Annotated in this window: 20 protein-coding genes; 6 read left to right on the top strand and 14 right to left on the bottom strand. The window is 59.5% G+C overall.

Translation table 11 applies throughout. The annotated features are described in order from the left end of the window. Window positions 1–65: 65 nt before the first annotated feature. The 7 genes from TQ39_RS06895 to TQ39_RS06925 all read right to left on the bottom strand — a co-directional run bounded on the left by TQ39_RS06895 (window position 66) and on the right by TQ39_RS06925 (window position 8,279). Window positions 66–545 (bottom strand): GNAT family N-acetyltransferase, encoded by a 480-nt coding sequence (locus TQ39_RS06895; protein ID WP_009324837.1) that lies wholly within the window; start codon window positions 543–545, stop codon window positions 66–68. A gap of 104 nt (window positions 546–649) precedes the next feature. After that, window positions 650–1,693, bottom strand: a complete 1,044-nt coding sequence (locus TQ39_RS06900) for a hypothetical protein (RefSeq protein ID WP_050005004.1) — start codon at window positions 1,691–1,693, stop codon at window positions 650–652. Window positions 1,694–1,815: 122 nt separating this feature from the next. Next, window positions 1,816–5,277: a transcription-repair coupling factor gene (gene mfd, locus TQ39_RS06905; protein ID WP_050005005.1), complete on the bottom strand. Its 3,462-nt coding sequence runs from the start codon at window positions 5,275–5,277 to the stop codon at window positions 1,816–1,818. A gap of 27 nt (window positions 5,278–5,304) precedes the next feature. Beyond that, entirely contained in the window at window positions 5,305–5,859 is a 555-nt protein-coding gene (locus tag TQ39_RS06910) for a hypothetical protein (protein ID WP_009324844.1), read from the bottom strand. After that, window positions 5,852–6,439, bottom strand: a complete 588-nt coding sequence (pth, locus tag TQ39_RS06915) for an aminoacyl-tRNA hydrolase (protein ID WP_050005006.1) — start codon at window positions 6,437–6,439, stop codon at window positions 5,852–5,854. Before pth ends, TQ39_RS06910 begins: the two co-directional genes overlap by 8 nt. 87 nt (window positions 6,440–6,526) lie before the next feature. Continuing rightward, on the bottom strand, window positions 6,527–7,483 hold the full coding sequence (locus TQ39_RS06920; protein ID WP_040910372.1) for a ribose-phosphate pyrophosphokinase: 957 nt from the start codon (window positions 7,481–7,483) through the stop codon (window positions 6,527–6,529). A 58-nt stretch (window positions 7,484–7,541) separates the two neighbouring features. Then, on the bottom strand, window positions 7,542–8,279 hold the full coding sequence (locus tag TQ39_RS06925; RefSeq protein WP_009324850.1) for a UDP-N-acetylglucosamine diphosphorylase: 738 nt from the start codon (window positions 8,277–8,279) through the stop codon (window positions 7,542–7,544). A gap of 307 nt (window positions 8,280–8,586) precedes the next feature. Between TQ39_RS06925 and ppdK the strand changes: the two genes are divergently transcribed. Then, a complete protein-coding gene (gene ppdK / locus TQ39_RS06930) occupies window positions 8,587–11,217 on the top strand; it encodes a pyruvate, phosphate dikinase (RefSeq protein WP_082052152.1) in 2,631 nt (876 codons plus the stop codon). Window positions 11,218–11,351: 134 nt separating this feature from the next. Here ppdK and TQ39_RS06935 read toward each other — a convergent pair whose 3' ends face one another. Further along, window positions 11,352–12,815, bottom strand: a complete 1,464-nt coding sequence (locus tag TQ39_RS06935) for a GntR family transcriptional regulator (protein WP_050005007.1) — start codon at window positions 12,813–12,815, stop codon at window positions 11,352–11,354. A gap of 204 nt (window positions 12,816–13,019) precedes the next feature. Here TQ39_RS06935 and TQ39_RS06940 point away from each other — a divergent pair, with 204 nt between their 5' ends. Genes TQ39_RS06940 through TQ39_RS06950 form a run of 3 tightly spaced genes read left to right on the top strand, consistent with a single transcriptional unit; the run spans window position 13,020 to window position 17,599 of the window. Further along, window positions 13,020–14,696, top strand: coding sequence for a diguanylate cyclase (locus TQ39_RS06940; protein WP_050005008.1), 1,677 nt, complete (start codon window positions 13,020–13,022; stop codon window positions 14,694–14,696). Beyond that, window positions 14,687–15,049, top strand: coding sequence for an Hpt domain-containing protein (locus TQ39_RS06945; RefSeq protein ID WP_050005009.1), 363 nt, complete (start codon window positions 14,687–14,689; stop codon window positions 15,047–15,049). The genes TQ39_RS06940 and TQ39_RS06945 overlap by 10 nt, the downstream gene beginning before the upstream one ends. Before the next feature lie 6 nt (window positions 15,050–15,055). Then, window positions 15,056–17,599 carry a hybrid sensor histidine kinase/response regulator gene (locus tag TQ39_RS06950; RefSeq protein WP_050005010.1) on the top strand — a complete coding sequence of 848 codons (2,544 nt, stop codon included), beginning with the start codon at window positions 15,056–15,058 and terminating at the stop codon, window positions 17,597–17,599. 54 nt (window positions 17,600–17,653) lie between these two features. On the opposite strand, the gene TQ39_RS06955 is transcribed toward TQ39_RS06950, so the two are convergent. The 4 genes from TQ39_RS06955 to TQ39_RS06970 are packed head-to-tail and all read right to left on the bottom strand — an operon-like array spanning window position 17,654 to window position 21,794. Further along, window positions 17,654–18,133 (bottom strand): GNAT family N-acetyltransferase, encoded by a 480-nt coding sequence (locus TQ39_RS06955; RefSeq protein WP_050005011.1) that lies wholly within the window; start codon window positions 18,131–18,133, stop codon window positions 17,654–17,656. Continuing rightward, the gene (locus TQ39_RS06960; RefSeq protein ID WP_167541526.1) at window positions 18,126–19,073 is read right to left on the bottom strand and encodes a BadF/BadG/BcrA/BcrD ATPase family protein; all 948 of its coding nucleotides are present in this window, start codon (window positions 19,071–19,073) and stop codon (window positions 18,126–18,128) included. The genes TQ39_RS06955 and TQ39_RS06960 overlap by 8 nt, the downstream gene beginning before the upstream one ends. Before the next feature lie 14 nt (window positions 19,074–19,087). Beyond that, window positions 19,088–20,629, bottom strand: a complete 1,542-nt coding sequence (locus TQ39_RS06965; RefSeq protein WP_009324866.1) for a glycoside hydrolase family 3 protein — start codon at window positions 20,627–20,629, stop codon at window positions 19,088–19,090. Between the two features lie 16 nt (window positions 20,630–20,645). Beyond that, a complete protein-coding gene (locus TQ39_RS06970) occupies window positions 20,646–21,794 on the bottom strand; it encodes an exo-beta-N-acetylmuramidase NamZ family protein (RefSeq protein WP_050005013.1) in 1,149 nt (382 codons plus the stop codon). Window positions 21,795–22,031: 237 nt separating this feature from the next. On the opposite strand from TQ39_RS06970, the gene TQ39_RS06975 reads away from it, so the two are divergent. Together TQ39_RS06975 and TQ39_RS06980 are read left to right on the top strand one after the other, a co-directional pair. Then, window positions 22,032–23,216: an anhydro-N-acetylmuramic acid kinase gene (locus TQ39_RS06975; protein ID WP_050005014.1), complete on the top strand. Its 1,185-nt coding sequence runs from the start codon at window positions 22,032–22,034 to the stop codon at window positions 23,214–23,216. 28 nt (window positions 23,217–23,244) lie between these two features. Next, on the top strand, window positions 23,245–24,132 hold the full coding sequence (locus tag TQ39_RS06980) for a MurR/RpiR family transcriptional regulator (protein ID WP_050005015.1): 888 nt from the start codon (window positions 23,245–23,247) through the stop codon (window positions 24,130–24,132). A gap of 68 nt (window positions 24,133–24,200) precedes the next feature. Here TQ39_RS06980 and murQ read toward each other — a convergent pair whose 3' ends face one another. Continuing rightward, window positions 24,201–25,139 (bottom strand): N-acetylmuramic acid 6-phosphate etherase, encoded by a 939-nt coding sequence (gene murQ, locus TQ39_RS06985; RefSeq protein WP_050005016.1) that lies wholly within the window; start codon window positions 25,137–25,139, stop codon window positions 24,201–24,203. 62 nt (window positions 25,140–25,201) lie between these two features. Then, window positions 25,202–26,074, bottom strand: coding sequence for a carbohydrate ABC transporter permease (locus tag TQ39_RS06990; protein WP_009324877.1), 873 nt, complete (start codon window positions 26,072–26,074; stop codon window positions 25,202–25,204). Window positions 26,075–26,077: the final 3 nt, after the last annotated feature.

Here is a 26,077-nt window from a genome sequence, read left to right on the forward strand (position 1 = left end):
TGCAGCGGCCCGCGCCGGGGTGTACCGGTGCGGGCCGCTTTGCTTTACGCTTTGGACGAACGGCCTTACTCCGCCGCCAGACGGGCAAGATCCTCTTTCGTCAGTCTCCATGTTGTCCATTCATCCATCGGCTTTGCGCCAAGGCTCTTATAGAACTCCTGGCTGGGGGTGTTCCAGTTCAGGCAGCACCACTCCATGCGGCCGCAGTTTTCCGCCGCGGCGATCTTGAACAGCTCGCGGATGAGCCGCTTGCCGTAACCGGCCTTACGGTATTCGGGATACAGGAAAAGATCCTCCAGATAGAGGCCTTTTGTACCGATAAACGTGGAATAGTTGTAAAAGTACAGCGCGTATCCAATGACCTTGCCGTCCAGCTCTGCCAGCAGGCAGCGGGTGACGTGTTCGTCGAACATCGCATGCCGGATGGTCTCTTCGGTAGCAACGACTTCGTCGCTCATCTTTTCGTATTCCGCAATGCCGCGGATCAGCTCCAGAATGGTGCCGCAGTCCTCAGGCCGGGCGGGGCGGATGCTAAATTGTGCCATAGGTTTTTGTCCTCCCGTTTCGTTGGGGTGGTAAAACATATATGCGCAAAAAAGAAGCCGGCTGCCGCCGGCTTCTTCGCACAGGCTTTGCTGATAAACGCGGTTTAAACGGATTCCCGAATCTTGGACGGGCTGTATGTCTTGACGGCGGAGACATCCTCCGTCACGGCATAGGCCGCAGTCTCCTCCTCCACTTTGTCCGAGAACGCGGCCGAAGTGATCTCGCTGAGGATGGTCGTTTTGTAATTCGCGGTGAAATCGTCATTGTCCTCGTAGTTGGCGATTTTCTGATAGATCATCGGAACACTGTAACCGTCGTACACGCCGGCGGCGCCCACCTCAGCGGCGACGACCCCCTGCACGAATTCCTCGGAATAGCTGGTGGATTCCGCGGTGAGGAAGCTTTTGGACATATACGACGAAGCGGTGTCCTCGGCATACTCGCGGCCGCAGATCTCAAACGCCTTTTCCAGCGTTTCGGGGCCAAGCTCATCCATGGAACCGCCCGCGTTCAGGTCGTCGGCAAGCTGGGCCGCCAGTACGTTCAGCTCTTCCAGCTTTTCGCCAGGCAGCGCGGCGGAATCCGCATCCGTAGTTGGCAACACCAGCGTCTGGATGCGGGAATAGGTCTCGTCCATGTACTTTTTGGCCTCGGCGTCGGTGATCTTGTCCGATTCGCCGTCCTGATACTCAGCCAGCAGCTTTTCATACTTCGCTTCGCATTCATAGAAGCGGCGGTAGTTTTCCCGCCCAATGCCGTTGGCCGCCAGCAGGGCTTCGTTGTTGGCCCAGATGGCATCGAGCTGGCTGTCGATGGACGCCTGCTCCTCCTCGGTGAAGGTAAGGCCCGCTTCCGCAAAGGCTTTTTCCACCCAGACATAACGTTTTGCGGAGGCCACCGTCTCGTTGTGGATCCATTCCTCAGCTTTCACGCCCTCGATCTCGCTTTTCAGTACCTTGGCGCTTTTATCCTCCAGCTTGCTTTTTGCGCTGGAATACGCCTGATACTGGTACATCAGGTACAGGCCCGCGGGGATATCCTCGCCCTCCACCGTCATCACGACGGCGGGCGTGGTGAACTTACAGGCAGCCATAGAAAGGGCCAACGCCGCGCACAGCAGCAGGCCGGTGAATTTTTTCAGCTTCAATGTGTTTCCCTCCGCGCGGGCGCCGCTTCGGCCGCGGCCTTCACCCGCAATGATACAACAAATTATACCGCGTTGCGCGGCTGTTGGCAAGTGCCGGGCAAAACTTTCGGCCCCGGAGCGCGTTACTGCGGCCGCTCCAGCTCCGCCATTTTGTCGAACACGGCATTCATCACATCCAGCGGCTTTTCGCCGGGCAGGATGCGCACCGAAAGGTACGGCTTGCCGGAAGCGTTCACCAGCAGGCGGCGGCCCATATCCTTGAGCAGGGGCTTGAGCGTGGCGAGGTCCAGCTTATCGGAATACAGAATGAGCGTATCCCGGTTTTGTGTGATCTCGTAGATGCCAAGCTTTGCAGCCACCACCCGCACCAGGCTGATGTCGATAAGCCCCTGCACGCTTTTGGGCACAGGACCGTAACGGTCCGCCAGCTCGTCCAGCACGTCGTCCGCGCCGGGGCGGTCGTCGATGGCGGCAATGCGCTTGTATGCCTCAATGCGTCCGGCGGCGTCCGGGATGTATTTTTCTGGGATGTAGGCGTCCACGGTGATGTCAATGAGGCAATCGCTCTTATCCGCCTGAACAGCCTCTCCCTTTTCGGCGGCGATGGCCTGGTTCAGCAGCTTGACATACATCTCATAGCCCACAGCCTCCATGTGGCCGTGCTGGCTCTGCCCCAACAGGTTGCCCGCGCCGCGGATCTGCAGATCGCGCATGGCGATGCGGAAGCCGGAGCCGAAGCTTGTGAACTCCCGGATGGCGGAAAGACGCTTGGCCGCAATGTCCGTGAGCACTTTATCCCGCCGGAACGTGAAATAGGCGTAGGCCTTGCGGCCCGAGCGGCCCACGCGGCCGCGGATCTGGTACAGCTGGGCAAGACCCATGCGGTCCGCGTCCTCTATGATGAGCGTGTTGCAGTTGCGCACGTCCACACCTGTCTCGATGAGCGTGGTGCACACCAGGACATCGATCTCGCCGTCCAGCAGCTTCTGCCATACCCCCGAAAGCGTGGCCTCGTCCATACGGCCGTGGGCCGTGGCGATGCGCGCGCCGGGCAAAAGCTCCGCCAGCTTTGCCGCACACTGGTCGATGGTGTCGATGCGGTTGTGGATATAATACGCCTGGCCGCCGCGGTCCAGCTCGCGCCGCAGGGCCTCGGCCACCACGCCCGCGTCGTATTCCATCACATAGGTCTCGATGGGGCGGCGCTCAAAGGGCGGCTCTTCGATGGTGCTCATGTCCCGCAGGCCGCTCATCGCCATGTTCAGCGTGCGCGGGATGGGCGTAGCCGAAAGCGTCAGCATGTCCACGCCGATGAAATTTTCCTTCAGCTTTTCCTTGTGCTTGACGCCGAAGCGCTGCTCCTCGTCGATGATGACAAGGCCCAGATCGTGAAATTTCACATCCTTCTGCAGCATACGGTGGGTGCCCACCACCACATCCACAGTACCCGCGGCAAGGCCCTTAATGGTCTCTTTCTGCTGGCGGGCGCTGGCAAAGCGGGAGAGCAGCCCCGCTTTGACGGGGAACGCCTCCATGCGGGAGAGAATGGTGGTGTAGTGCTGCCACGCCAGGATCGTGGTAGGCACCAGCACGGCCACCTGCTTGCCGCCCATGATGCACTTGAACGCGGCGCGCAGCGCCACCTCCGTTTTGCCCACGCCCACGTCGCCGCACAGCAGGCGGTCCATCGGGTGGGGCTTTTCCATGTCTTTTTTTATTTCGGCCGCGCTGGTGAGCTGGTCGGCCGTTTCGTCGTATTCAAAACGCGTTTCAAAATCCCGCTGCCACTCGTTGTCCTCGGGGAACGCATAGCCCTGGGCCTGCTGGCGCCGGGCATACAAAGCGATCAGCTCTTTTGCCATCTCCTGCGTGGCCTTGCGCACGCGGCTTTTGGTTTTGTTCCACGCGTCGCCGCCCAGCTTCGAGAGCTTGACGCGCTCGCCGTCGCCGGGAGCTGTATAGCGGCTGATAAGGTCCAGTTGGGTAACGGGCACATACAGCGTGTCCGCTTTGTCGTAGTTGATTTTGATGTAATCCTTCACCACGCCCTGCAGGTCCAGCCTCTGGATGCCCGCATATACCCCGATGCCGTGGTTCTGGTGCACCACATAATCGCCGGGCGTGATGTCCGACAGGCTGGAAAGGCCCTTGTTCTTTGCCCTGGCCTTCTGCGGCGCGGCCGCGTTGTGGCGGCGGCTGGTGAACACGGCGAACTTGGCGAAGGGGTAATCCGCGCCCGCGTTCAGGTGGCCTTCAAACACACCCACGCTACCCGGCGCAAGGGACGGCGGTTCCTTATGATACGCCTGGGCGGAAAAGCCCGCGGCGGCAAGGTCCCGCGCAAGCGCGGCGGCCGCGCGCTGCGTGCCCGCCAGCACTGCCACGGCATACTTTTGTGCCGTGAGCGGGCGCAGGTCGTCGGCCAGCGCGCTCACCTCGCCGCCCCAGGGCGGCAGGCTGTGGGTCTGGGCGTTGACGGTATCCGCCAGTTTCAGGTCCGGGATGGTGCGGGCAAAATTTTCACACACCACGGCATGCCGCTTCTCCGTCTCGTGCAGCAGATACGCGGTGTCCTCGTAGAAACGGTCCAGCCCGGGGGCCAGCACACCCTCTTCCAACAGGCCCTTGAACGCCTCTCCGAAGCGGAACTCCACGCCTTTGGCGGCCTCGCGCACGGCGCTTGGCTCGTTGAGGAACACGATGGGCGCGTCGAAATATTCAAAGATCGTCGCCGGCTTTTCGTACCGCAGCGCCAGATATTTGTCCATGGCGGCGGGCATCGTACCCGCGTCCAGCGCCTTGAGGTCGCCGTCCATGGCGTCGGCCAAAGCTTCCGCATAGGCGGGCTTTGCCTTGGAAAGCGCCGTGCGCAGCAGCCTTGCGGCGGCCTCGGTGTCTCCGAACAGCACTTCCCGGGCCGGGGAAAGATAAATTTTTTTCACCGCCCCTTCCCGCCGCTGGGAAACAAGGTCAAAGCTGTGGATGCTGTCCACCTCGTCGCCCCAAAACTCCAGGCGGTGGGGCTTCTGCATGTCGGGCGCGTAAATATCCACAATACCGCCGCGCACCGAAAACTGGCCCGGGCCGTCCACCTGGAAGCGGCGCAGATACCCCGCGCCGAACAGCCGCTCGATGAGCACGTCCATGGAGATAGCCATTCCCTGCTTCACCGTGAGAGTGTTGCCGCAGAATTCCTGTTTGGGCGTTGTATATTGCAGCACGGCCTCCACGGGCGCGCACGCGACGCTCGTGCGGCCGCCCACCAGGTTGCCCAGCACGGCAAGGCGCCGGTACTCGTATTCATGGCTCTGGCCTTCCACGGGGCGCAGCACATAATCCCGTGCGGGGAATACCTCGGCCCGCCGGCCGAACACGGCGGCGTCCTCCGCAAAGCGCGTGGCATCGGCCTCGCCCGCGCACACCACCAGCGCGGAACGGCCCGTATCCTCGCACAGTGCGGCCAGCATCTGGGCGCGGGCCGTGGGCGGCATACCGAACAGGGCCACCACAGCGGGCTTCGCGCCCGCCATGCCCGCCAGCAGCCGTTTGTATTCAGGTGTTTGTTTCAGGAGAGCAGTCAGCATGAAAAAACCTCTCTGCGCCAAAGGCGGCTATATCGTCAAATAAAGAAAAAAACATACGCACAGCGCCGCCACGCCCACGCACAAAACGAGTGCCAGCGCCAACGGCCCCTCGCGGTAGGCCCGCGTCTCAGCGGCAGGCGTACGGCGCAGATGCACCACGGCCGCCAGAACGGAAGCCACACCCAGGCCCAGCGCAGCCGCGGGCACGAACACGGTGCCGGCCAAAAGCGTCAAGATGATAACGCTCTCCGCCAGCACGTCGTCCAGGCCCGTCACATTGCCCGGCAGCAGATACAAAAGCCATGTAGCGCCCGCCCAGGCAGGCACCGCCAGCGCGAACCGCACGGGCCGCGTAAAGCTTTTTGCCAGCAGGCGCTGCTTGTCGCGGCACAGCCACAACCGCGCCGCCGCGCACCACAAAAGCGCCGTCAGGCACACGCCCAGCAGCGGGATAACGGCAAACGTCCATTCGTTGGGCCGCAAAATGCAGCCCAGCGCACCACCCAGCACCACGCCGCCCAAAATCAGGCAAGCAAGCTCATACCGGCGCTCCGGCGTCATTTTCTCTTTTTTCTTATCCATTGTACCTCGACATCGCAGTGTCAAACTGCCCTTTCATCATAAGCTCCAGCGCGCCGCAGATATCGTCGTAACGCGCCTCCACGGCCTTTTTCTCAGCCTGCGTCAGTCGGCTCAGCACCCAGTCCGCCAGGTCGTACTCCGGACGCGGCTTTTCCCCCACGCCGATCTTTACCCGCGGGAAATCCTGCCCGATGTTCCCAATGATGCTTTTGATGCCGTTGTGCCCGCCCGCCGAGCCCGTTTTCCGGATGCGCAGGCGTCCCGGCGCCAGCGAGATATCGTCGAACAGAACGATGATGCGCTCCGGCGGGACCTTGTAAAAATCCGCCGCCTTGCGCACGGCATCTCCGGAAAGGTTCATAAAGGTCTGCGGCTTCATCAGCAGCACCTTCACGCCCGCCGCCGTGCCCGTGCCCGTCAGCGCGTCGAACTTCGCCTTCGTCACCCTCACGCCCCATTTTTCCGCCACATGGTCCAGCGCGGCGAAGCCCGCGTTATGGCGCGTGCCTTCATATTTTTTGCCCGGGTTGCCCAGGCCCACGATGATCGCATCAATGCTTGTCTGCTTTTTGAAAAACATGGTCTCTCCTGTGGAATGCACAACACGGCGGCACGGCGCACCGCGCCGTGCCGCTGCATTTGTATTGTATTATTTCAGCCGCGCCGCTCACACAAACAGCGTGGAGACGGGCTTGTCGGAATAGATGCGCGCCACTGCCTCGGCCAGCACGGGCGCGACGCTGAGCACCTTGATCTTTTCAATTTGTTTTTCCGGCGGCAGGGCGATGGTGTCCAGCAGCACGACCTCATCCAGCGCGCTGTCCCGGATGCGCCCGATGGCCGGACCGGAGAGCACGCCGTGGGTGGCGCAGGCCGTCACGCTCTTGGCTCCGCGCGCCTTAATGGCGCCGGCCGCATTGCACAGCGTGCCCGCGGTGTCGATCATATCGTCCACGATGACCACGTCCCGGCCTTCCACCTCGCCGATGATGTTCATCACCTCAGAAACATTTGCCCTTGGACGCCGCTTATCCACAATGGCCAGCGGAACGTCCAGCCGTTCGGCAAAGGCACGGGCGCGGGCCACGCTGCCCAGGTCCGGGCTGACGACCGTCACGTTGTCATGGTAAGGCTCCGTTTTGCGTGCGAAATAGGGCGTCAGAATGGGCGCGCCGTACATATGGTCCACCGGTACGTCGAAAAAGCCCTGGATCTGCGACGCGTGCAGGTCCATGGTCAGCACGCGGTCGGCTCCCGCCGTTACGATCAGGTCCGCCACCAGCTTGGCCGTAATGGGGTCCCGCGCGCGGGATTTCCGGTCCTGCCGGGCGTAGCCGTAATACGGAATGACGGCTGTGATGCGCCCGGCCGACGCGCGCCGGAAAGCGTCCATCATGATGAGCAGCTCCATCAGGTTGCGGTTGACAGGGCTTGAGGTGCTCTGCACCACATAAACGTCGCTGCCGCGCACCGATTCCTGGATGGAGACCTGTATCTCGCCGTCGCTGAAGCGTCCCACTTCGCTGCGTCCCAGCGTGATGCCGAGACACTCCGCCATTGCCGCCGCCAGTGGCTTGTTGGAATTCCCCGCGAAGATCTTGATATCCTTGCCGTGAAGATTCATACCCGCGCACGTCCTTTCCGCATCATCCGTCATTCTGTCCTTATTCTGTTTTCAAAGTTTATTTCGAGCCGGCTTCTTCCTTTGCCTGCTGCTTTGCGATGAACTTTTCCAGCTTGCCCTTCGCCCACTGCGGCTTGTTCACCTGCCGCGCCCGGGCAATGCCCAGCGCGCCCGCGGGCACGTCGTCGGTAATGGTGCTGCCCGCCGCAGTGTACGCGCCGTCGCCCACGCTCACAGGCGCCACCAGGTTCGTATTGCAGCCGATGAACGCATAATCCCCGATGGTGTTGCGGTGCTTGGCCGCGCCGTCGTAATTGACGGTGACCACGCCGCAGCCGAAATTGCAGTATTTGCCCACGTCGGAATCGCCCACATAGGTCAGGTGCGAAACGCTGGTACCCTTGCCCACAGTGGAATTCTTGATCTCCACAAAATCGCCGATGTGCACATTTTCGCACACACGGCTGTCCGGCCGAATGTGGGCAAACGGGCCGATGGCCGCGCCGCTCTCGATGACGCTGTCATAACCCTGGCTGGCGTTGAATTTCACGTTCTCGCCCACCGTCACGTTTTCCAGCAGGCTGTTCGGGCCGATGACGCTGCCCGCGCCGATTTTTGTCTCCCCCCGCAGGATGGTGCCCGGCAGGATGACCGCGCCCGGCGCGATCTCTACCGTGTCGTCGATGAGGATGCCGTCGGCGGAATAAAAAACAACGCCCGCGGCCAGGTGCCGCTCAAACGTTGCCTCAAATGCCGCCCGGCGCTGCCGGTATGCTGTTATTGCTTCGTTCTCCATGGACAAACGCCCCCGTTTCTGGTTTGATGTGCGGCGCGCGCAAGGCCCGTCCGCAGAGTTCGATAACGCTTATCTATACACTTCTATTTTACGATATTCCGGGCGTTTTGCAAGGGCATCGGCAAAATTGCACCAAAAATTCAAAATTGCGCGTTAAAATACAATAAAAAACAGGGAAATAACAGTAGCATTGCCCGCCGCTTTTTGTTATAATGATGTGTGCAAATGGACAAGTTTTTTGTTCATTCGTGCACGGGAATGGGTTTTGGGCTTTCCCGCGCACAAAAAAATTTGGAGGTAGAGAAATTTGAGTGACAAAAAATACCTGTACCTGTTCAGTGAAGGGAACAAGGACATGCGTGAGATCCTCGGCGGCAAGGGCGCTAACCTTGCCGAGATGACCAATGCCGGCATGCCTGTTCCCCAGGGCTTCACCATCAGCACCGAGGCCTGCACCCAGTATTACAACGACGGCCGCCAGATCAACGAAGGCATCATGGCCGACATCTACGAGTATATCGGCAAGATGGAGGAGATCGTCGGCAAGAAGTTCGGCGACCCCGCCAACCCCCTGCTGGTTTCCGTCCGTTCGGGCGCGCGCGCTTCCATGCCCGGTATGATGGATACCATCCTCAACCTGGGCCTGAACGACGAAGTTGTTGAGGGTCTGGCCAAAAAGACGGGCAACCCCCGCTTCGCCTATGACAGCTACCGCCGCTTTGTGCAGATGTTCAGCGACGTTGTCATGGAGATGAACAAAAGCGAATTCGAAAAAATCATCGATGAGATGAAGGAAGCCAAGGGCGTCACCCAGGACGTGGAGCTGGACGCCGACGACATGAAGGCTCTTGTTGCCAAATTCAAATCTCTCTACAAGGAAAAAATGGGCGCGGACTTCCCCACCGACCCGAAGACGCAGCTCATCGAGGCCGTTAAGGCCGTGTTCCGCAGCTGGGACAACCCCCGCGCCAACACCTACCGCCGCATGAACGAGATTCCCTACGACTGGGGCACCGCCGTCAACGTACAGGCCATGGTGTTCGGCAACTCCGGCGAGAACTCCGGCACGGGCGTGGCGTTCACCCGCAACCCCGCCACCGGCGAGAAGGCCCTGTTCGGCGAATACCTCATCAACGCCCAGGGCGAGGACGTGGTGGCCGGCATCCGTACGCCGTCCCCCATCAGCCACCTGAAAGACCAGATGCCTGAGGTCTACGACCAGTTCGTGACCATCGCCACCAAGCTTGAGAACCACTATCGCGACATGCAGGACATGGAGTTCACCATCGAGGACGGCAAGCTGTATATGCTGCAGACGCGCAACGGCAAGCGCACCGCCGCCGCCGCGCTGAAGATCGCCGTGGACCTGGTGGATGAGGGCATGATCACCGAAAAGGAAGCCGTGCTGCGCGTGGAGCCCAAGCAGCTGGACAGCCTGCTGCATCCGCAGTTTGACCCGGCCGCGCTGAAGGCCGCCGCCGTCATCGGCAAGGGCCTGGCCGCCTCTCCGGGCGCCGCCTGCGGCCAGGTGGTGTTCACCGCCGACGAAGCCAAAGAGGCTGTTGAAAGCGGCAAGATGAAGAAGGTCGTTCTGGTCCGTCTGGAGACCAGCCCCGAGGACATCGAAGGCATGGCCGTGGCGCAGGGCATCCTGACGGTGCGCGGCGGCATGACCAGCCACGCGGCCGTTGTGGCCCGCGGTATGGGTACCTGCTGCGTGTCCGGCTGCGGCGATATCGTCGTAGATTACGACAAAAAATGCTTCACGCTTTCCGGCAAGACCTACAACGAGGGCGACTGGATCTCCATCGACGGCTCCACGGGCAACATCTACGGCGAGGCCGTGCCCACGGTGGAAGCCTCCATCTCCGGCGATTTTGGCCGCTTCATGGGCTGGGCCGACGCCGCGCGCAAGCTGGAAGTGTTTGCCAACGCGGACAACCCCCGCGATGCCAAGCAGGCCGTCGAGTTCGGCGCGGAAGGCATCGGCCTGTGCCGCACCGAGCATATGTTCTTTGAAGCCGACCGCATCAAGGCTGTGCGCGAGATGATCGTAGCCCGCGACGTAGAGGCCCGCAAGGCCGCTTTGGCCAAGGTTCTGCCGTATCAGCAGAGCGATTTCGAGGCCATGTACAAGGTCATGGGTGAGCGCCCGATGACCATCCGCTACCTGGACCCGCCCCTCCACGAGTTCCTGCCCACCAAGGAAGAGGACATCGTTGAGCTGGCAAAGGATCTGGGCATCACCGTGGAGCACCTGCGCAATGTCATCGACAGCCTGCATGAGTTCAATCCGATGATGGGTCACCGCGGCTGCCGCCTGGCCGTTTCTTATCCGGAAATTGCCGAGATGCAGACGACCGCCGTCATCAACGCGGCCATCAACGTCATCAAGGAGTGCGGCTACAACATCGTGCCCCACATCATGATCCCGCTGGTTGGCGAAGTGAAAGAGCTGAAGTTCGTGAAAGACGTTGTTGTTGCAACCGCGGACAAGCTGATTGCTGAGGCCGGTGTGGACATGAAATATGAGGTCGGCACCATGATCGAGATCCCGCGCGCCGCCCTGACGGCCGACGAGATCGCCAAGGAAGCCGAATTCTTCTCCTTCGGCACCAATGACCTGACGCAGATGACTTTCGGCTTCAGCCGCGACGACGCGGGCAAGTTCCTCAGCTATTACTACGACAACAAGGTCTACGAGAGCGACCCGTTCGCGCACCTGGACCAAAACGGCGTAGGCAAGCTGGTAGAGATGGCTGCGAAGCTGGGCCGCCAGACCCGTCCGGAGCTGGGCCTCGGCATCTGCGGCGAGCACGGCGGCGACCCGACGAGCGTCGAGTTCTGCCACCGCGTGGGCCTGGACTATGTGAGCTGCTCCCCCTTCCGCGTGCCCATCGCGCGCCTTGCCGCCGCACAGGCTGCTATTAAAAATTAAGGGGGAGTATACACCCCGCTTTTCCATCGTATTTTGATTCAGCAAACCGCCCCTTATATGGCTTGACAGCCATATAAGGGGCGGTTTCTTGTTTGTCTCCGCGGCGCCTGCGCTGTCCGGGCGCAGCGAAGCGTTCAGTATTTTTCCGGGATGCGGACGCTCGCCGCCTTATAAAAATTATAATTCTCCAGCATGTATACCTTGGCTCGCTTTAAAACATGGCGATAACAATCTGCAATGCTGTCCGCAAAGGAAGCGGCGTCGCCTGCGCGCAGATATTGGACCGAAGCGGCAACCCGCCCGTTGAGATCTTCCAGCGCCTGCCTCCTGTCCGTATAGTAAGCAATATAGTACCCCCATTCCGTAAGGCGAAAGGTTTCGGCCAACACGATACGCAGGGGTTCCAATTCGATATGCTTTAAAATCGCCTCAACGATCTCAACGATACAAATGGAATCGGGCATCGCAAATTTTCCATCCAGCTCATCGAGTTCTTTTGCGGTAAACAGCGGCGCTGCAGAAAGCGCCGCGGGGTGGATGATCAGCACCAGTAATTGCAGTGCCTGAAGATACCGCATGGCTTCTTCTGTGCGCCGTGAGCTGAAGATCACCTGGCTTACCCGGGAAGAATCCGGCTCTATTACTACAGTTCCCTTCCCGTTCAGCGTTTTCACAAAGCCCCTTTGCTCCAGCTCTGCCAATGCCTTGCGGACCGTTGATACCGAAACGCCATACTGGCCCGCCAGGGCTTTTTCATGAGGAAGATACGTCCTGCGCGGATACTCCCCGCTGCCGATCTTCTGGTTCAGGTCGCTGATTATCCTCATATAAAAGTAATCTTTACCGCGCAACGGCCGCCATGAAAATGCGGCTTCAGACGGCGGCGGACAATCTGGAGCAGTCTCCGCCAGATGCTTCAGCGTACATTCGATTGAACTTGTGAGCCTTTGATACAGGGCCGTCAGCCGGCCGTGCTTGACGACGGGGTCCGTATCTTTCATGATATCCATGATAACACCTGCAAACGGCACGGAGCCCCGGGGGAAAAAATCATAAAAGCAGGGGCATTGTTCTGTAAAGAACGTTAAATCGTGGTACAGTTCAAATGTTGAATAGAGGTCGCAGAGCAAAGGGCTTCCGCCTATTTTCAATACGTCCCTGTCGAAAGCAGAAAACGCACGCCAGCCGCCGGCTGCGACACCAATGCGCGATACGCGCATCGCCTGTTTATAATGGGGCATCATTTCCAGGCTGCAGTTTTGCGTTGCAAACACCAGAAGCGGCGGAAGGATCAAGGTCCATGTCCGGTATATCTGTACAAGCCCTTCTCTTTTTTTCAAAATATCCCGCAGCATATGCTCCGACCCTGGCATTTTTTCCCCGTCAAGGACGACCGGCGCCAAGCGCGGCTGTATCTCGATCAGTCCATCTTTTTTCAACGCGTCAAAAACCCGGTTGACCGTATACCGGCTTACATGATATTGATCACAAAGCATCCTGGAAGACGGAAGGCTGTTTCCCGGAAGGACCTGGCCGTTTAGAATACGCTGTTTGACCTCATTGTATACAAATGAAAATTTAGTCTCCTGATGTTCCACGCTCCGTCTCCCTTTCCCGCATCTGTTTTAACCATTCCCTTTCGCCGAAGCTATTTTAAGGATATTATAACCCTTATATCCCTGCTTGTCAGGCCAAAAAGCCAAAGCTATTCGCTTCCCTTACCAATATTAATGTTGCTATGCCCTAAACTGTTCCTTTATACTAAAAAATAGAAATTCATTTGTGAAAGAGATTGGTTCCCAATGGAAAAGCAAAAAATCCTGATTGCAGACGATTCCGAAATGAACCGGGCGCTTTTGGTGGATATTCTGGAGGATCAATACGATATCGTCGAAGCCGATAACGGCGCGGCGGCAATTGATCTTCTTACACAGTGCGGCGGAGATTTTTCGCTTCTGCTTCTGGATATCATGATGCCCGAAATGGACGGGTTTGAGGTTTTGGCGTATATAAACAGATATCACCTGAACGATACGCTCGCCGTCATCATGATCTCTGCCGACGACTCCCCCGCCAACATAAAGCGCGCTTACGACCTGGGCGCGTTTGACTATATCAGCCGCCCTTTTGACGCGGCGATCGTGCGCCGCCGCATCTCGAACACGATGCTTTTGTATGCCAGGCAGCGCCACCTTGAAAATATCATCGCCGAACAATTTTACGAGCAGGAGAAAAACAACGACCTCATGATCTCGATCCTCTCTCACATCGTAGAATTCCGCAATGGCGAAAGCGGCCTGCATGTTTTGCACATCAAAACCATCACAGAGCTTTTATTGAAGGAGCTTCTTCGGCATACGGACCGGTATCCTCTCTCTCAAACCGATATCAATTTGATCAGTACCGCGTCATCGCTTCATGACATCGGAAAAATCTCTATTTCAGGGGACATATTGAACAAGCCCGGACGCCTTACTGCCGAGGAGTTCGAAATCATAAAGGGGCATTCGCTGATCGGCGCAAAAATGCTGTCGGAACTGCCGCTTGACCAGCAGGAGGCGCCGCTTGTCAAAGTAGCTTCCGATATCTGCCGCTGGCACCACGAACGATACGACGGCAACGGTTACCCGGACGGCCTGAAGGGAGATGAAATCCCCATTGCCGCCCAGGTGGTTGCCCTGGCAGACGTCTATGACGCTCTGACCAGTGAACGCTGTTATAAAAAAGCGTACTCCCACAGCAAAGCGCTGGAGATGATTTTCGAGGGCCGCTGCGGAGCGTTTAACCCCACCCTTTTGCAGTGCCTGCTGGAAATTTCCGACACGCTTGAAAGCGAATTGGGACAAGCGGCGCTTGAGCGGAATGCCAGGCACAGGCGGGACACGAAAGGCCGGATAGACTATGACAATTTATTCGCACGGGAGCACAGCGTCTCTCTGGTGCCGCCGTCATCGGAGACGCTTCAGCTGTTATATACCGATTCGCTGACCGAAGTTTACAACCGCCGCTATTATGACGAACAGTTTCGGGATTCTGACGACATCGAGGCCGTTGTCGTCATCGACGTCGATTCTTTCAAACACATCAACGACCGTTACGGGCATCACGCGGGAGATATCGTCCTGCGCCGCATTGCCAAAACGGTCTCATCGTGCGTGCGGAAAACGGACGCCGTGATCCGCTATGGCGGCGATGAATTCGTAATCATTTTCCACCGGCTCCCCGGGGATGTTTTCCGGAAAAAGCTGGAAGAGATCCGGGCCGCCGTTGACAGGCTGACGATAGCCGAGCACCCCGGGCTTCACGTTTCCGTAAGCCTCGGCGGGGCATACGGCGTGGGAAAAACAACAGAGCTGTTCGAAACAGCCGACAGGCTTATGTATCAGGCAAAAAAGAGTAAGAACAAAGCCATCGCCGGCTTTGTGAGCACGCAAACGGAAAATACCGGCAAAGGCAGGGATGTCGAGATATGGAGTTAAGAGATTGCTATGCGGAATTCGGCGGAGATTACAAGGAAGTGCTGAGCAGGCTGCAGCGTGAGCAGACCGTCCAGAAATTCGTTCTCAAATTTTTAGACGACAAAAGCTTCAGCTCTCTGGAAACGGCCCTGCAAAACCGGAATTACGAAGAAGCATTGCGCTTTGTCCATACGCTCAAAGGGATCTGCCGGAACCTTTCTTTCACCAGACTGTACGAAAGCAGCAGCCGAATGACAGGAGCGTTTAAGGCCGGAGATTTTGAAAATGCAGCCGCCGGAATGCCGCAGCTCTCTGACGACTATCATCAGATCATCCGTGCAGTTGAAGCCTACAAGACGTGCAGGGAGGGATAGCCGCAGATGGACAGCAGCTTGGCAAAAAAGAATACTACGCGGTTTCTGATATACAGCTTCGTCGGCCTTCTTGTCTTCAGCATGGGTGTTTTTGCCATGCTGGGTGTCTATATGAGCCGGAAAAGCACAAAGACCATCCATGAAGTCGGCGAGATCTATATGTCCGGGATGAGCGAACAGATGGCCCGGCACTTTGAGAACATCATCGAACTGCGGTTTGAGCAGGTCGAAGGCATCGTGTCCGTGGTCCCGTCGAAGAGCGCCGACAAGGAAGCCATGTATGCAGATCTCGTTTACAGGGCGCAGGTGCGCGGTTTCGAATATCTGGCTCTCTGTACCTCAGACGGCAGATTTGAAACGCTCTGCGGGGAAGCATTCCAGCCGGTCAACCCGCCGCCCTTCGTGGACGCGTTAAGGCGGGGCGAGCAGCGGGTCGCCGTTGGCGTGGACGCCGCCGGCAACGAAGTTGTGCTGTTCGGGATCGACGCGGATTATCCGATGCAGGACGGCGAAGCCTGCACCGGTTTGGTCGCGGCGGTGCCCCTGGAATATATCAGCGATTTTCTTTTTTCAGAAAATCAGGATGCTCTGATCTATTGCCATATCATCCGCTCGGACGGCAGCCTTGTGATCGCCAACTCCAATACGGAGCTGGTTGGATATTTCAGCGCGCTGCCTGCCTCTTCCGCGGCAGGCGGTCCGCTTGAGGGGCTTGACGCGGCGCTGGAAGAACAGAAGGATTACACCGTAACGCTCGACACGGGCGGAAATAGCCTGCAGATCTACGGCAAGCCTTTGCCGCACTCCGAGTGGTACCTCATCTCGGTGATGCCTTACGGCATGTTGGACGAAAGCATCAACGACCTGAACGCGCAGCGCACCTTCATCACTTTGCTTGCCTGCGGCTCCATCCTGCTTTTCCTGACGCTGATTTTTCTGCGGTACTTTTTCCTGACCCGCCAGCAGCTGCAGGAGCTGGGAAAGGCCCGCCAGGCGGCGCTTGAGGCAAGCAAGGCCAAAAGCGAATTTCTGGCCAATATGAGCCATGATATCCGCACGCCGATGAACGCGATCGTGGGCATGACTGCCATCGCAACGGCGCATATAGACGACCGTAAGCAGGTGCAGAACTGTTTGCGCAAAATCTCGCTGTCGAGCCGGCATTTGCTTGGGCTCATCAACGATGTGCTGGACATGTCCAAAATCGAGAGCGGAAAGCTGACCCTGACGCTGGAAGCAATCTCGTTGAAAGAAGTTGTTGAAGGCGTTGTCGGCATCATACAGCCGCAGATCAAAACCAAAAAGCAAAACTTTGACGTCCATATAGAAAATATCACGGTGGAAAACGTATATTGCGACAGCGTCCGCCTGAACCAGGTTTTGCTGAACCTTTTGTCCAATGCCACCAAATATACGCCCGAGGGTGGCTCCATTCAGCTTTCTCTCTTTGAAGAGGCGTCCCCGCGCGGCGAAAATTTTGTCCGGACGCACCTTAAAGTGAAAGACAACGGGATCGGCATGTCCCCGGAATTTTTGCAAAGGATATACGAATCTTACAGCCGTGCGGATGAAGCCAGAATCCACAAGACCGAAGGCGCCGGCCTTGGAATGGCGATCACAAAATACATCGTGGATGCGATGGGCGGGACCATCGACATTCGGAGTGAACTGAATAAGGGCACTGAATTCCACATCACAATCGACCTTGAAAAGGCCGCCCTTCCGGAAGCCGACATGGTGCTTCCTCCCTGGAACATGCTGGTAGTCGACGACGACGCGGTATTATGCCAGACCGCCGTCAGCGCATTAAAGTCGATCGGAGTAAATGCCGAATCAACGCTGAGCGGAGAAAGCGCGATGAAACGGATCGTTCAGCGCCACCGGCAGCACAATGACTATCAGATCATTCTTTTGGACTGGAAGCTTCCGGATATGGACGGCCTCCAGATCGCCAGGGAGATACGGCGCAGCTTTGGGAGCGAAATCCCGATTCTGCTGATCTCCGCCTACGATTGGACCGAATTTGAGGAAGAGGCGCGTGAGGCCGGCATCAGCGGTTTTATTTCCAAGCCGCTGTTCAAATCCACTTTGTTTTATGGCCTGCGCCAGTATATGGGCCTTGAAGCCACGCATCAGCCTGCATCCAGCCACGGCGCCGGCCTCTCCGGCAGCCGTGTCCTGCTCGCAGAGGACAATGAGCTGAATTGGGAGATTGCAAGCGAACTGCTGTCCGATTTGGGTGTGGAGCTGGAATGGGCGGAAGACGGACAGATCTGTCTGGACAAATTCCGGGAATCGCCGGAGGGTTATTATGATTTTATCCTGATGGATCTCCGGATGCCGCACATGACAGGCTATGAGGCTGCACAGGCGATCCGCGGGCTGAACCGCGCGGATTCGGCGTCGGTCCCCATCATCGCCATGACGGCGGACGCCTTTGCCGAGGACATTCAGCGTTGTCTGGAATGCGGCATGAACGCGCATATCGCAAAGCCCATCGACGTGGCTGAATTGACCCGTCTGCTGAAAAAGCATTCGCGCAAAGTATAACAGCAAAAGAGGAACGGCCTGCTTTTGAGCAGGCCGTTCCTCTTTTGGTCTTTTTTACTCTTTCATCCCGCCGAGAAAATCCCGGTAAATGCCGGGGACGGAATCCGGGATCAGCATCGCGCCCACACACTTTTTGTAAAACTCCTGCGGGCCCACGCCGCCGATGACTGCATAGGCGTAGCCCTCCGCACGCATGGCCGCGAGGCTGCGCAGCAGCATCGCCCGGCCGATGCCGCCGCCCTGCTCTTCGTCCAGCACGCGTGTAGGGCCGAAGAAATCCGGAGCCGTCGCATCATAACAGGCATAACCCAGGATTTTTTTGCCCCGCGTGGCGATGAAGCACGAAACAGCCGGGCGGGCAAAGCACACGTCGCATTCCCCTGCCGCGGAAAGGCCGGAGTGCTCCTTCACCCATTCCACCACACGAAATTTATCCGGCGCCATTGCGCGGCGGATCTGTACGCTCTCATCCCGGGGGCACGCCGTCTGCGCATCTTCAGGCAGGTCGTATAATTTCACCAGCATATCAGGCATTTTTATTTTCTCCTTTTTCTGTATTCAATGTTTCCAGCGCCAGAAGCGCTGCGCCTGCGGCGGCGTCGCTTTTGGGTTCCGCCAGCCGCATGCCCGGAAATCGCATCCGAAGCAGCGCCGCCGTACCCTCGCGCACCGCTTTGTCCCGCAGCAGAATGCTGCCCGTCAGCGCCAGCACCCCGTCCTCCATATGCAGAACGCGGGCTACCGGCTCCACCAGCAGCGCCAGCTCGCGGCATGCTTTTTCCACCACCGCTTTCGCGGCCTCATCTCCGGCTTCATACGCCCGGGCAACCAGCGGAGCCAGCGCCGCGATCTGTTTTTTGTCTGTTTGCGGGTCATAAGTAAACTGCACCAGGCCGCCGACGTCAACCACCTTCAGCTGTGCAAACACCAGATCCGTGAGCAGCGTCCGCGGCCCACGGCCGTCCTGCGCCCGCACAACGGCCGCCAGAGCGTCTCTGCCGAGCGCATAGCCGCTGCCCTCGTCGTCGATTTTATGCCCGTAGCCGCCGCTTCGGGCTGTTTTACCCGCTGCATCCCTGCCAAAACAAATGGACCCGGTGCCCGCGATAAGCACCATGCCGCAGGGTGCGCCCAGCGCGCCTGCCAGCGCAGTTTCCTGATCTCCTGTCAAAAGAAGCGCGCCCCGGTATCCGCACCGGCGCAGCATTTGCTCCAGCAGCGCGCGTGCCTGCGGATTGCTGACGCCCGCGCTGCCGACGCACAGCGCGGCACAGGCCTCCAGGCCGCCGGGCAGGCGCGCCAATGCATCCGTACAGCCCTGCATCGTCTCCCGCACTGCCTGTGACGCAGCACTGTTAAGGTTCAGGGGGCCAAACCGTTCCCGAAGCAGCACGCGTCCGTCCGGCGCGCGGGCCTCTAAAACCGTCTTTGTCCCGCCGCCGTCCATCCCGGCCGCATATCTCATATCCGGCATTTTTTCTTCTCCGCTCATAAAGTCACGGGCAGCCTTCCGGTTGGTTCGGCCTCGCCGCGCAGCACGCGCGCAACCGCCCGAATGCTCTGCTCCGTATACTCGAATGCCGCCAGCGTCCACACGCTTTCGGGCAGGCCCGCCAGATCGTACGGGCCGCGCAGCGCCACCGCCACGGTGGGCACGCCCGCCTCCGCCAGCCGGGCCACCAGCTCCAGCTGGCCCCTGCGCAAGCGCCCGTTGAAGGTGCCTACCACGGCCGAGGTATGCCGCCGCGCCAGTTCTACCAACGCCGCGATCTCTTCCCGCCCCGGCTCCGGCTGCATGGCCGCCGCGCTGCCATGCAGCGCCCGTGCCATACCGTCGCCGAAGCGGTTCGTCTCGCCGGCATCCACATTCCCCACCAGCGACGTGCGGTAGGCCGGGCAGCCGATGCACAGCGGCGCGCTCCCCAGTGCGGGCCGCCCGCCTGCGGGGCGGTGCACCTCTGTGATGGTCTTTTGCAACAGCGCCTCGTTCTCCCGGCGTGCCGCATCAAAATCGAAGCCGCCCTCGGGCATGCCGTCCACCCATTTTTCCTTCAGCGCCAGAATGCGCTGCACGCTGGCCTGCATTTCCGCCGCGCTCAACCGTCCCTCGGCCACGGCCTGCTCTGCCGCGCGGGCCGCCTGCCCGCTGAGCAGTGTGTCGTGGGAAATAAACACCAGGTCCACTCCGGCAGCCATGGCCGCCACCACGCCGTTTACCGTGCCGAAGTGGTCCTTGATGGCCCGCATCTCCATGCAGTCGCTGACGATGAGGCCGTCAAAGCCCATCTGCTCCCGCAGGAGCCCCGTCATGATGCGCCGGGACATCGTTGCCGGAAGATGCTCCGGTTCGAGCTGCGGGAACAGGATATGTGTCGTCATCACCGCGGGCACGCCCGCACGCACTGCCTCCCGGAAGGGCAGCAGCTCCGTCCGTTCCAGCTCCTCCATGCTTTTGTCCACGCAGGGCAGCGCCAGATGGGAATCCGTGTCCGTATCTCCGTGGCCGGGAAAATGCTTGGCCGAGCACAGCACGCCGCCGTCCAACAGGCCGCGTATCATCCGGTTGGCGTAACGGGAGACCTCCTGCGGCGTGTCGCCGTAGCTTCGCGCACCGATGACCGGATTTTCCGGGTTGGAATTGACGTCCACACTGGGGGCAAGGTCGAAATTGACACCCAGCGCGCGCAGCTCCCGCCCCGTCAAAAGCCCGGCGCGGTAGGCATTTTCCGGGTCTCCCGTGGCGGCGATGGCCATAGCGCCCGGCACATTTACCGCGTCCCCGGGCAGGCGCGTCACCAGGCCGCCCTCCTGGTCCGCTGTGATAAAGGCGCCATGGCCCGTTTCCCGCCGCACCAGCGCCTGGATCTCCCCGCACAGTTGTTTGAGCTGTGCACAATCCGTGATATTCTCCCGGAACAGGATCACATTGGATATTTTGTACTCCCGCACCATCCTGCGGAAATCCTCCGTAAGCTCTGTTCCCGGAAAGCCTGTCACCAGTCTCTGCCCGATCTGTTCCCGTAGATCCATCTGTATCCCTCCTGTTTTATTTGTAAAGATGATATGCCGCCTTGCGCCGTGCAAAAGCGGCGCTGTCCGCTTCCCATGCCGCAAGCAGCGCTTCCGGTGCAGGCGGCTCGTCCTCGAACGCGCCGCAGCCCGCCAGCAGGCTGATGAAGCGCCGCGGCTTCCCATCCCGTGGTTTCCACCGGAACTGCCGTGGCCACATCTCCCGGATGCGGTACAGCAGTGTAACGCCCGTGCGCACCGGGCGGAAAGCATGTGCGTCGCTGACATGCAGCAGCACCCCTTCGCACGGCTCGCCCTTGTGCTTCGAAGCGTATGGCGTAAAGCAGGCCGCCGTAAAAATCACGCCGGGCAGGCCCTCCCGGTTCATGGTCACGGCCAGTGCCGCGCCGTCGACAAACGGCGCGCCGATCATCTCGAACGGGCATGCGGTCCCTCTCCCTTCGGAGACGTTTGTTCCCTCGAACAGACAGGTGCCCGGATAAACCAGAGCCGTGCTGAAATGCGGAATGCCCATGCTGGGCATCATCCAGAGGTTTCCCGTCTCGCTGAACAGGCGCGTGCGCTCCCAGCCTGTGCAGGGTACTACCGTCAGCCGGCAGCCCAGCTTTTGTTCCGCATTTACCATGCACGCCAGCTCGCCCGCGGTAAGGCCGTAACGGATGCAAAGCGGGTACGCTCCGACAAAGCTGCGGTATTCCGGCTCCAGCAGGCCGCCCTCCACCGTCACGCCGTCCAGCGGTGCGGGACGGTCCAGCACGATCAGCTCCCGGCCCGCCGCGGCGCAGTCCTCCATGACGTAGAGCAGCGTGGAGATGAAGGTGTAAAAGCGCGTGCCCAGATCCTGAATGTCATAGACCACCGCGTCCAGCGTTTCCAAACGTTCCGGCGCGATATGCCTGCCCTCCTCGCCGCCGTACAGGCTGTATACCGGCAAGCCCGTCGCGCTGTCGCGGGCAACATCGTCCACATCCTCCCCCGCGCCGTCTTTGCCGTACATTCCATGCTCAGGGCCGAAAAGGCATACCAGCGGATAGACCTCATGAAATTTCACATATCCGGGCCTGAGGTCCAGCGTCACGCCTGAAACAGACGTCACCATCCCCAGCCTTTTGCCCCGGAACAATGCACCGAATTCACCGATCCTGTCGATCCCGCATTTCACCATGCACCGGTTCCTCCCTCTTTCCTGTTATTCGCGCGTCAGCCGCGCAACTATTTTTCATTTTTGAAATATTTCTTTGCAATACATGCATTTTACGCTTTATTTCGTAAAATTTTTTATGGATTCTGTTGACAAGGCGCCACCTGTTGGGAGTATAATTGAAACTAAAGAACAATTCGTTTGTAATTTTATTTCATTTTTGTCAGGCCCGGCGCGGGCCATATAAAGGAGGATATTTTTATGAAGCGCGCTCTTTTCCATGACGACGCAAGCCCTCGCCTGGCCATTGGGCTGATGAGCGGTACGTCTGCCGACGGCATAGACGCCGCCCTGGTGGAGATCAGCGGCTGCAGCACGGATACCCGCGTGCGGCTGCTGTCGTTTCTCACGCTGCCTTTCTCGGACGCAGCGCGGGCGCGCATTCTGCGCGTGGCAGCAGGCGATTTCGGCGGCACGGAGGAACTGTGCCTTCTGAACTTTTATCTGGGTGAGCTCAGCGCCGACGCCTGCGAGGCCGTGTGCGCACAGGCGGGCGTTGCCCCCGATAAAGTCAGCTTTGTGGGCAGCCACGGCCAAACCGTATTCCACGCGCCGGACGCACGGGAATACCTTGGCCGCCCGGTGCGGGGCACGCTTCAAACCGGCGAGGCGTCCGTTATTGCGGAACGGCTGGGCTGTCCGGTCGTCAGCGATTTCCGCGTTCGGGACATGGCTGCCGGCGGGCTTGGGGCTCCATTGGTCCCCTACACGGAATACTTGCTTTATCGGGACGCGCAGCGCACCGTGGGGCTGCAGAATATCGGCGGCATCGGCAATATCACCGTGCTTCCCAAAGGCTGTTCCCTGAATGACGTATTTGCCTTTGACACCGGCCCGGGCAATATGGTCATGGACGCGCTTGCCGCGCGGCTGACAGAGGGAAAAGCCCGCTTTGACGACGGCGGGCGGCTGGCCGCGCAGGGCACGGTAAACGCCGGGCTGCTGGCCTGGATGATGCAGGACCCATACCTGAGCGCCCCGCCGCCCAAGACCACGGGGCGCGAGGTATACGGCGCCGCCTATGTGGACGCCCTGTGCGCACATGCCCGGACGCTGGGTGTTTCCCTGCGGGACACGCTGTCCACCGCGACGCGCTTTACAGCCGAGTGCATCCGGGAGGGTGTGGAACGGTTCTGCTCTCAGCGCCCCGAGCGGCTGATCGTGGGCGGCGGCGGAAGCATGAACCCTGTGCTGCTGGCCCATATAGCCGACTGCCTGCCCGGCTGCCAGGTGCTTACCAACGAGCAGCTTGGCCTGGACAGCAGCGCCAAGGAGGCAGTTGCCTTTGCCGTTCTGGCAAACGAAGCGCTGTATGGCTGCGCCAACAACGCGCCCGGAGCCACCGGCGCCGCGCACGGCGTGGTGATGGGGAAAATCAGCCTGTGAACACGGCCCGAAAAGGAGAAGAAGTGAAATGACCAACATCGAGGTACGCACGCAGAACATTTACGAAAACCTGAGCAACGCCGAAAAAAAGGTGGCCTCGTATTTTCTGGATAACGTGGAAAATGTATTCGCCAAGCCCATCAGCCAGCTGGCCGAGGAGTCCGGCGTCAGCAAGGTCGCATGGGTGCGTTTCTGCAAAGCCATCGGGTTCGACGGCCTTAAGGACCTGAAAAAAAGCCTGTTCAGCGAGCTGCATGAAACGGCGGGTGAGCCCGCCGAGGCAGCGGCCTTCTCCGATATCCGGGAAGCCACCGGCATCGACCAGCTGATCCTCAGCGTCAAGAACAACAGCATCCGCGCCGTACGCGACACCATAAAGCTGCTGGACCCCGCCTCCGTGGAGGCTGCCGCACGCCAAATCCTGAACGCCCGTTCCGTGCGCATTTTCGGCGTCGGCGCGTCTGCTCTGGTTGGCGAGGACCTGTACAACAAGCTGCTGCGCATCGACAAAAACGTGTGCTTCTGCCGTGACCTGCACATCCAGCTCACCTACGCCGCCAATATGACGCCGCAGGATGTGGCTGTACTGATCTCCATGTCCGGCAATACCAAGGAAGTGCTGGAGATGCTGGCCCTTTCCCGCCAGTGCGGCACGCCTACCGTGGCGCTGACGAAATTCGACAAAAGCGTGCTGGCCCAGAACGCCGACATCCGGCTGTATATCTCCGCGCCGGAGGCCACGCCCCGCAGCGGCGCCATGAGCAGCCGCATCGCCCAGATGGTGGCGGTGGATGTTCTGTTCACAGCCGTGGCGCATCTGGATTACGACCGCGCGGCGGCCAGCCTGGAAAAAAGCCGGGAAAGCTGCCGTCCCCACCGTGTGGACGGTGCTCCGCCGCTCCGCCGCCGGTATTGAGAACGCCGCCTTCCGCCGCACTTAACTTGCGCCGGGACAGCCTTGGGCTGTCCCGGCGCTTTTTGCTGTTACAGCCGGCGCACAAACGCATCGGTCTGTACGCCGTCCGGCCGCGATAAAACCGCTGCCGAAACTTGCCCGTCCACACGCTGCAAAAGCGCATGGGCTTCGCCGGCATCCACGCCGCACAGGATCATAACGATGGCCGTCTTGGCGGAAAAACCCGCCTCATCCAAAACGCCGCGCGCGCGCTCCGGGCTCACGCCGGTCGCGCAGCAGACGATGGATACCGCGCGCGCCACCAGCTTCTGGTTGCTGGCGCACACATCCACCATCAGGTTGCTGTATACCTTCCCCAGCTTTACCATCACGGCAGTGGACAGCATATTCAGCACCATTTTCTGTGCGGTGCCGCTTTTCAGGCGGGTGGAGCCGGTGACGACCTCCGGCCCCGGCTGTGGGGCGATGCCGATATCCGCGGCCGCGTCGATGGCGGAGCCGGGGCAGCAGGTCAGCCCGATCACGGGTGCCCCCAACGCCCGGGCATAGTCCATTGCCCCCAGCACATAGGGCGTGCGCCCGCTGGCCGCTATGCCCACAAGCACGTCCTGTGCACGGAAGTCCAGCGCCTGCAGGTCTTTTGCACCGTCCTCAAAATGGTCCTCCGCGCCCTCGGCCGCGTTGGTCAGCGCGTCCGGCCCGCCGGCGATCACACCGCGCACCAGCCCCGGCTCCACGCCGAAGGTCGGCGGGCATTCCGATGCGTCCAGCACGCCCAGGCGGCCGGAGGTTCCGCACCCGCAGTAGATGAGCCGTCCGCCGCAGCGCATGTGCGCGTAAATTACATCCACTGCTTTTTCCACCTGCGGCAGAACCTGTTCCACCGCGGGCGCCACTTTTTTGTCTTCTTCGTTCATCAGCCGCAGGATCTCCGCAGTATCCGCGCGGTCGATCTCCAGCGTATTGGGGTTGCGCTGTTCGGTGCCGATCGTTTTGATCTGTACCACTGGACATGCCTCCTCGTGGCTCGCATAGCCTTTTGTGGGTTCCGCTGACGACGGAAACGCGCTCATCCCTTTACGCCCCCAATGGTCAAGCCCTTGACGAAAAATTTCTGAAGGAAGGGATAGATCACGATAATGGGTACGGTGGATGTGATGATGACCGCGGATTTCACCGAGATGGCAATGGTCGTCTTTTCCGCCGAACCGCTGCCCGTGCCGATGACCATGGTACCGTTCACGATATTGCGCAGGAACATCATAACAGGGTATTGGTCGCTCTTGAGATAGATCAGGCTGTTGAACCAGTCGTTCCAGAAGAACACGGCATAGTACAGGCCGATGGTGGCGATGGCCGCCGTGGAGAGCGGCAGCACGATGCGCCGCAGGATGCCGAAATACCCCAGCCCGTCGATCAGCGCCGCCTCCTCGATCTCATTGGGAATGCTCCTGAAAAAGTTGATAAGGATGATAAGATTGAACGAGTTGATGGCGAAGGGCATCAGCATGGCCGCCCGCGTCCCCACAAGGTGAAGGCTGTTGAGCAGCAGGTAGTTTGGGATCAGGCCGCCGGAGAAGAACATCGTCACCACGACCATTTTCGTAAAGAACTTATTGCCCCACAAAAACGTCTTGGAAAGCGGATATGCCATCAGGCTCGTCATGATGAGCGCGATGGCCGTGCCGCCCACCGCGTATAAAAACGTATTGCCATATGCCTTGAAGAAGTTTGGGTAAGTGAAGATCTGCTTGTACGAATCCAGTGTAAAATCCTTCGGCCACAAAAACACCTCGCCGTTGATGAGCGGCTTTGTGCCGGAAAAGGAAACAGCCAGCATGTAAATGAACGGGACAAGGCAGCAGATCAGCACGAAAGCCATCACGAGATAAACGATCGCGTCGAAGATGATATTTTCCAGGGTATGATACCGTTTTTGCATCAG

Source organism: Ruthenibacterium lactatiformans, assembly GCF_000949455.1.
Classification (GTDB): domain Bacteria; phylum Bacillota; class Clostridia; order Oscillospirales; family Ruminococcaceae; genus Ruthenibacterium; species Ruthenibacterium lactatiformans.

Coding starts and splice junctions, on each gene's coding strand:
- TQ39_RS06895 (WP_009324837.1), bottom strand. CDS start 545: ATGGCACAATTTAGCATCCGCCCCGCCCGGCCTGAGGACTGCGGCACC.
- mfd (WP_050005005.1), bottom strand. CDS start 5,277: ATGCTGACTGCTCTCCTGAAACAAACACCTGAATACAAACGGCTGCTG.
- TQ39_RS06910 (WP_009324844.1), bottom strand. CDS start 5,859: ATGGATAAGAAAAAAGAGAAAATGACGCCGGAGCGCCGGTATGAGCTT.
- pth (WP_050005006.1), bottom strand. CDS start 6,439: ATGTTTTTCAAAAAGCAGACAAGCATTGATGCGATCATCGTGGGCCTG.
- TQ39_RS06920 (WP_040910372.1), bottom strand. CDS start 7,483: ATGAATCTTCACGGCAAGGATATCAAGATCTTCGCGGGGAATTCCAAC.
- TQ39_RS06925 (WP_009324850.1), bottom strand. CDS start 8,279: ATGGAGAACGAAGCAATAACAGCATACCGGCAGCGCCGGGCGGCATTT.
- TQ39_RS06940 (WP_050005008.1), top strand. CDS start 13,020: ATGGAAAAGCAAAAAATCCTGATTGCAGACGATTCCGAAATGAACCGG.
- TQ39_RS06945 (WP_050005009.1), top strand. CDS start 14,687: ATGGAGTTAAGAGATTGCTATGCGGAATTCGGCGGAGATTACAAGGAA.
- TQ39_RS06950 (WP_050005010.1), top strand. CDS start 15,056: ATGGACAGCAGCTTGGCAAAAAAGAATACTACGCGGTTTCTGATATAC.
- TQ39_RS06955 (WP_050005011.1), bottom strand. CDS start 18,133: ATGCCTGATATGCTGGTGAAATTATACGACCTGCCTGAAGATGCGCAG.
- TQ39_RS06960 (WP_167541526.1), bottom strand. CDS start 19,073: ATGCCGGATATGAGATATGCGGCCGGGATGGACGGCGGCGGGACAAAG.
- TQ39_RS06965 (WP_009324866.1), bottom strand. CDS start 20,629: ATGGATCTACGGGAACAGATCGGGCAGAGACTGGTGACAGGCTTTCCG.
- TQ39_RS06970 (WP_050005013.1), bottom strand. CDS start 21,794: ATGGTGAAATGCGGGATCGACAGGATCGGTGAATTCGGTGCATTGTTC.
- TQ39_RS06975 (WP_050005014.1), top strand. CDS start 22,032: ATGAAGCGCGCTCTTTTCCATGACGACGCAAGCCCTCGCCTGGCCATT.
- TQ39_RS06980 (WP_050005015.1), top strand. CDS start 23,245: ATGACCAACATCGAGGTACGCACGCAGAACATTTACGAAAACCTGAGC.
- TQ39_RS06990 (WP_009324877.1), bottom strand. CDS start 26,074: ATGCAAAAACGGTATCATACCCTGGAAAATATCATCTTCGACGCGATC.